The sequence below is a fragment of the Streptomyces sp. NPDC005899 genome (genome assembly GCF_040629645.1).
In the GTDB taxonomy this organism is placed as follows: domain Bacteria; phylum Actinomycetota; class Actinomycetes; order Streptomycetales; family Streptomycetaceae; genus Streptomyces.
On the sequence record NZ_JBEXWB010000393.1, the window covers coordinates 1 to 5,360 of the forward strand.

6 protein-coding genes are annotated in these 5,360 nt (G+C 74.4%); 1 reads left to right on the forward strand and 5 read right to left on the reverse strand.

The features are described from left to right. Nucleotides 1-57: 57 nt before the first annotated feature. From ABZ371_RS28360 to ABZ371_RS28380, 5 genes are all read right to left on the reverse strand, one after another. Entirely contained in the window at nt 58-858 is an 801-nt protein-coding gene (locus ABZ371_RS28360) for an SDR family NAD(P)-dependent oxidoreductase (protein ID WP_358684776.1), read from the reverse strand. After that, nucleotides 855-2,018 (reverse strand): serine hydrolase domain-containing protein, encoded by a 1,164-nt coding sequence (locus ABZ371_RS28365; protein WP_358684789.1) that lies wholly within the window; start codon nt 2,016-2,018, stop codon nt 855-857. Before ABZ371_RS28365 ends, ABZ371_RS28360 begins: the two co-directional genes overlap by 4 nt. 77 nt (nt 2,019-2,095) lie before the next feature. After that, nucleotides 2,096-2,866: an ABC transporter ATP-binding protein gene (locus ABZ371_RS28370; protein ID WP_358684779.1), complete on the reverse strand. Its 771-nt coding sequence runs from the start codon at nt 2,864-2,866 to the stop codon at nt 2,096-2,098. Continuing rightward, a complete protein-coding gene (gene cbiQ, locus ABZ371_RS28375; RefSeq protein WP_358684782.1) occupies nt 2,863-3,624 on the reverse strand; it encodes a cobalt ECF transporter T component CbiQ in 762 nt (253 codons plus the stop codon). Before cbiQ ends, ABZ371_RS28370 begins: the two co-directional genes overlap by 4 nt. A 1-nt stretch (nt 3,625) precedes the next feature. Beyond that, nucleotides 3,626-4,678: an energy-coupling factor ABC transporter permease gene (locus tag ABZ371_RS28380; RefSeq protein ID WP_358684785.1), complete on the reverse strand. Its 1,053-nt coding sequence runs from the start codon at nt 4,676-4,678 to the stop codon at nt 3,626-3,628. 193 nt (nt 4,679-4,871) lie between these two features. Between ABZ371_RS28380 and ABZ371_RS28385 the strand changes: the two genes are divergently transcribed. Continuing rightward, nucleotides 4,872-5,231, forward strand: coding sequence for an SsgA family sporulation/cell division regulator (locus ABZ371_RS28385; protein ID WP_358684787.1), 360 nt, complete (start codon nt 4,872-4,874; stop codon nt 5,229-5,231). The last annotated feature ends 129 nt before the right edge of the window (nt 5,232-5,360 follow it).

Genomic DNA, 5,360 nt, shown 5'->3' on the forward strand with positions numbered 1-5,360 from the left:
GCGGCACCTGGCCGGCCGGCTGCCGCCCGCGGGCCGCAGCCGGCCGGGGCGGGCCCGCTACCGGTCCTCCGCGTCGCCCCGCATCGCCGTCCGGAAGCCCGTGTTGACCCCGAGCAGTCCTCCGTCCACGCGCAGCGTCGTGCCCGTGATCCAGGCCGCGTCCCGCGATGCCAGGAAGGCGGCCGCCGCCGCGATGTCGTCCGGTTCGCCGACGCGCCCCAGCGGGTAGAGGGCGCTCGCGCGTTCCAGGTCGGCGTCGCGGCCCGCCCAGGCGTCCGTGCGGATCGTGCCGGGGGCGATGAGGTTGACGCGGACCCCGCGCGGGCCGGCGTGGCCCGCGAGCGTCCTCGTCAGGCTCGCGAGGCCCGCCTTCGCGGCGCTGTAGGCGTGACCGCCGAAGTCCTGCTCCCCGTTGACCGAGCCGATGTTGACGATCGCGCCGCGCCCGGAGGCCACCAGGTGCGGCAGGGCGGCGCGGGAGCAGCGGTAGGGCCCGGTCAGCGTGATGTCGAGGGTGTGGGCCCAGGACTCGTCCGCCTCCTCCTCGAACAGCGGGGCGTCCTCGTGGTTGGCGTAGGCGTTGTTGACGAGGACGTCCAGCCGCCCGAAGGCGGCGACGGCGTGTGCCACCGCCGCCTCGACCGACGCCCTGTCGCCGACGTCGCAGCCCAGGGCTTCGGCGCTCCCGCCCCGGCCCCGTATCCCGTCGGCGGTGCGGGCGGCCCGGCCGGCGTCGAGGTCCGTGACGAGGACGGCCGCGCCCTCGGCGGCCAGCCGGCGGGCGGTGGCGGCGCCGATGCCCTGTCCCGCACCGGTGAGGAGCGCGGCGTGTCCGTGGAAGCGTTCGGGAGGAGTCACAGGGCCGACCGTACTGCCCTGACCAGGGCCTGGGCACGGGGATCGGCGGTGACACCCTTCTGCAGACCGTTCGTCACATAGCCGAAGGAGACGCCCGATTCCGGGTCGGCGAAGCCCAGCGACCCGCCGCGGCCCGGGTGTCCGAAGGAGCCGGGGCCCAGGAACGGGGCGGCCGGGCCGTGCAGCATGTACCCCAGGCCGAAGCGGGTGCCGACGACCAGGACCCGGTCAGGTCCGGCGGACTCCTCGGTGCGGGCCAGGGTGAGGGTGGCCGGGGCGAACAGCCGGTGGCCGTCGACCTCTCCGATCATGGCCGCGTAGCAGCGGGCCAGGCCGCGCGCGGTGGCGACGCCGTTGGACGCGGGGAGTTCGGCCGCACGGTAGGCGGGGTCGTTCTCGTCGGGGAAGGGGTCGATCGCCCCGAACGCCCTGCGGGTGAGCGAGGCGGGGTCGCGGTAGGCGTCGACGACCGACCTCTTGGGCCGCACGCGCAGGGCCCCGGTGGCGCCCTCGGCCGCCGGCGCCGGCACGGGGCCGATCCGGCCCGTCCGGTGTGCCTCGTCCGCCGGAAGCCCGAACCAGAAGTCCAGGCCGAGCGGCCGGGCGATCTCCTCGGCGACCCACCGGCCGATGGTGCGGCCGGTGACCCTGCGCACGAGCTCACCGATGAGCCAGCTGAAGGTCTGGGCGTGGTAGCCGTGGTCCGTGCCGGCTTCCCACTGGGGCTGCTGGGCGGCGACCGCCTTCGGCCCCGTGATCCCGTCCGCGGCCTCCTCGGGTGTCAGCGTCCGGTCGAGGGCGGCCAGTCCGGCGCGGTGGGCGAGGAGGTGGCGTACGAGCACCCGGTCCTTGCCGTTCGCCTTGAACTCCGGCCAGTACGTGCCGACGGGCGCGTCCAGGTCCACCTGCCCGCGCTGGTACAGCAGCAGGAGCACGGCGGCGGCGACGCCCTTGCCGGCGGAGCGGACGACCTGGACGGTGTCGACGGCCCACGGCTCACTGCCGTCGACGTCCCTCGTACCGGCCCACAGGTCGACGACCTTGACGCCGTGGCGGTACACGGCCACGGCCGCCCCGCGTTCCCCCCGCTCCTCGAAGTTGCGGACGAAGGCGTCCCGCACCGCCTCGAACCCCGGTGTCACCGTGCCCCGTACATCCACGCCTGCTCCCGCGCTGCCGCTCATCCCCCCATGGTGCATCGCGCCGCAGGCCGGGCGGGTGGCGGGTCACCCCCTGTTCACGGACGTGGAACGGACACGGAACGCGGGTCGAAGCCGAAGGGCAGTTCCAGGCGGTGCCTGCCCATCAGGTCCCCGTCGCAGAGGAGGTCCTGCGTGCGGCCGTCGGCGGCGATCACGCCGTCGCTGAGGATGACGGCGCGGGGGCAGAGTTCGAGGGCGTAGGGCAGGTCGTGGGTGACCATCAGGACGGTGACGTCCAAGGAGCGCAGGATGTCGGCCAGTTCGCGGCGCGACGCCGGGTCCAGATTGGAGGACGGCTCGTCCAGGACGAGGATCTCCGGCCGCATGGCCAGGACGGTGGCGACCGCGACCCGGCGGCGCTGGCCGAAGGAGAGGTGGTGCGGGGGGCGGGCCGCGAACTCCTCCATGCCGACCTGCCGGAGCGCGTCCGCGACCCGCTCCTCCAGTTCGGGGCCGCGCAGTCCGGCCGACGCGGGGCCGAAGGCGACGTCCTCGCGGACGGTCGGCATGAACAGCTGGTCGTCGGGGTCCTGGAAGACGATGCCGACGCGGCGGCGGATCTCGGCGAGGTTGCGCTTCTCGACGGGCAGCCCGGCGACCCGGACGGTGCCGGCCCCCGCGTCGAGGATGCCGTTCAGGTGGAGGACGAGGGTGGTCTTGCCCGCGCCGTTGGGCCCGAGGAGGGCGACGCGTTCACCGCGGGCCACGGTCAGGTCGACGCCGAAGAGGGCCTGGTGGCCGTCGGGGTAGGCGTAGGCGAGGCCGCTGACCTCGAGGGACGGGGCGGGGGCGGTGGGCAGGCTCATACGGTCCATCCCAGCAGACACACGGCGAGGGCGGTCAGGGGGAGTGCCCCCGCGTACGCCCACTGGGCGCGGGAGGCGGTCACCTCGTCGATGACGGGCATGGTGCCGGTGTAGCCGCGGCTGACCATGGCGAGGTGGACGCGTTCGCCCCGCTCGTAGGAGCGGATGAACAGGGCGCCCGCCGTCTTGGCCAGGACTCCCCAGTGGCGTACGCCGCTCGCCTCGAACCCGCGGGAGCGACGGGCGATCGACATCCGCCGCAGTTCGTCGGTGATGACGTCCCCGTACCGGATCATGAAGGAGGCGATCTGGACGAGCAGTGGCGGCAGACGGAGCCGCTGGAGGCCGAGCAGCAGGGAGCGCAGCTCGGTGGTGGAGGCGAGGATGACGGACGCGGCCACGCCGAGGGTGCCCTTGGCGAGGACGTTCCAGGCTCCCCAGAGGCCGGGGACGCTGACGGACACGCCGAGCAGCTCGGTCCGGGCACCGGGCACGACGAACGGCATGAGGAGCGCGAAGGCGACGAAGGGCACCTCGATGACCAGCCGCTTCAGCAGGAACCAGGGGGAGATCCCGGCCAGGGCGGCGACGGCGGCCAGCAGCGCCGCGTACAGCGCGAAGGCCCAGACGGCCTCGCGGGGCGTCGAGACGACGACCACGACGAAGCACAGGACGGCGGCGAGCTTGCAGTGCGGGGGGAGCGCGTGGACCGGCGAGTGCCCGTGCCGGTAGAGCTTGTGCGCGTGGCCGGCGCCCATGTCAGACGGACTCGGTGGTGCGGGTCTCGGGAGCCTCGGGCGTGCGGCGCTTGCGCACCGCCCAGAAGACGCCGCTGCCCACGGCGACGGTGACACCGACGCCGATCACTCCGGCGAGGCCCCCGGAGAGCCGGGCGTCGCCGACGTCCTTGACGCCGTAGTCGGCGAGCGGGGAGTCCGCCGCGCCGTGCTCGCGCACCTTCTCGTCGATGCCCTTGTCGGCGGCGACCTTCTCCAGGCCGTCGGGGCTGGCGGAGGCGTAGAAGGAGACGAAGCCGGCGAGGAGGAGCGCGGCGACCAGACCGGACGCCCAGATCGTGCGCGTGGAGCGCGGGGCGGCGGCGGGAGCCGCCGGGGCGGCGGGCGCGTCGACGAGCTGCCCGTCGACCCGGAGCTTGAGGGGGGCCGCGAGTCCGCGGGCCCCGTGGACCAGGTCGGGCCGGACCGCGATCACGGCGCCGACGGTCAGCGCCGTGATCGCCGCCTCGCCGATGCCGATCAGGACGTGCACGCCGACCATCGCGGTGAGGACCTTGCCGATGGGGACGTCGGTGGTCCCTCCGACGGCGTAGATGAGGGTGAAGGCGCACGCGGCGGCCGGTACGGAGACCAGCGCGGCCACGAAGGCCGCGGCTGTCGTCGAGCGGCGGGTGCGGGGCAGCACTCCGGTCAGTCCGCGGAAGAGGGCGTACGCGACGACGGTGGTGACGAGGCCCATGACGGTGATGTTGACACCGAGCGCGGTGAGGCCGCCGTCGGCGAAGAGGATGCCCTGCATCAGGAGGACGACCGCTATGCAGAGCACGCCGGTGTACGGCCCGACCAGGATCGCCGCCAGCGCACCGCCGAGGAGGTGGCCGCTCGTGCCGGCGGCCACCGGGAAGTTGAGCATCTGCACGGCGAAGATGAAGGCGGCGACGAGGCCCGCCAGCGGGGCCGTCCGCTCGTCCAGCTCCCGCCGGGCCCCGCGCAGGCTGACCGCGACCGCGCCTGCGGCGACGACCCCGGCGACGGCGGAGACGGGTGCGTTGATGAAACCGTCGGGTACATGCATGGAGGGGCTCCGCTTTCGGGGGATGCTGCGGGCGGGGTCGGGAACCGCTCAATGATAGGGCCTTGTTGCAAATCGCTCGCAAGAGCGCAGAGGGCTCAGTACCGCGCCGGTCGGTCACCGCCCCCCCACCGCCGTTATTTACGAACATATGGGACATTTAGGGAAGAGTTTCCCGCACAGGAGGAGCCGGCCCATGTCCCCCTCGATCCACGAACACACCCGGGCCCTGATCGTCACGGACGGCCCCGACGCCCGTTCGGTCCCGGTGGAGCTGCGCTGCGACCCGGACGACCCCCGCACCGTCCACCTCCGCCTGCCCGGCGGCGTCCGCCTGCCGATCGGCCGTGACCTCCTGGAACGCGGGCTGCGCTCCCCCGTCACACACGACGACATGCGGATCTGGCCGTGCGGCCGTGCCCAGCTGATCATCGAACTCCGCTCGGCGGACGGCGTCGCCGTACTCCAGTTCGACGTCGCTCCCCTGATCCGCTTCCTGGCGCGTACGGGCGACGAGGCCCCGGCCGAGCCGCCCGCCGCGGTCACCGGCAGCTGACCGACGCGGGGTCCCGGCCCGGCGAAGCCCTCCTCCCGCGCCCTCCAGCGCCCGGACGCCCCCCCCCCGCCGCCCAGGCCCCGCGCCCCCCCCCCCCCCCCCCGCCCCCCCCCCCCCCCGGGGCGGGGC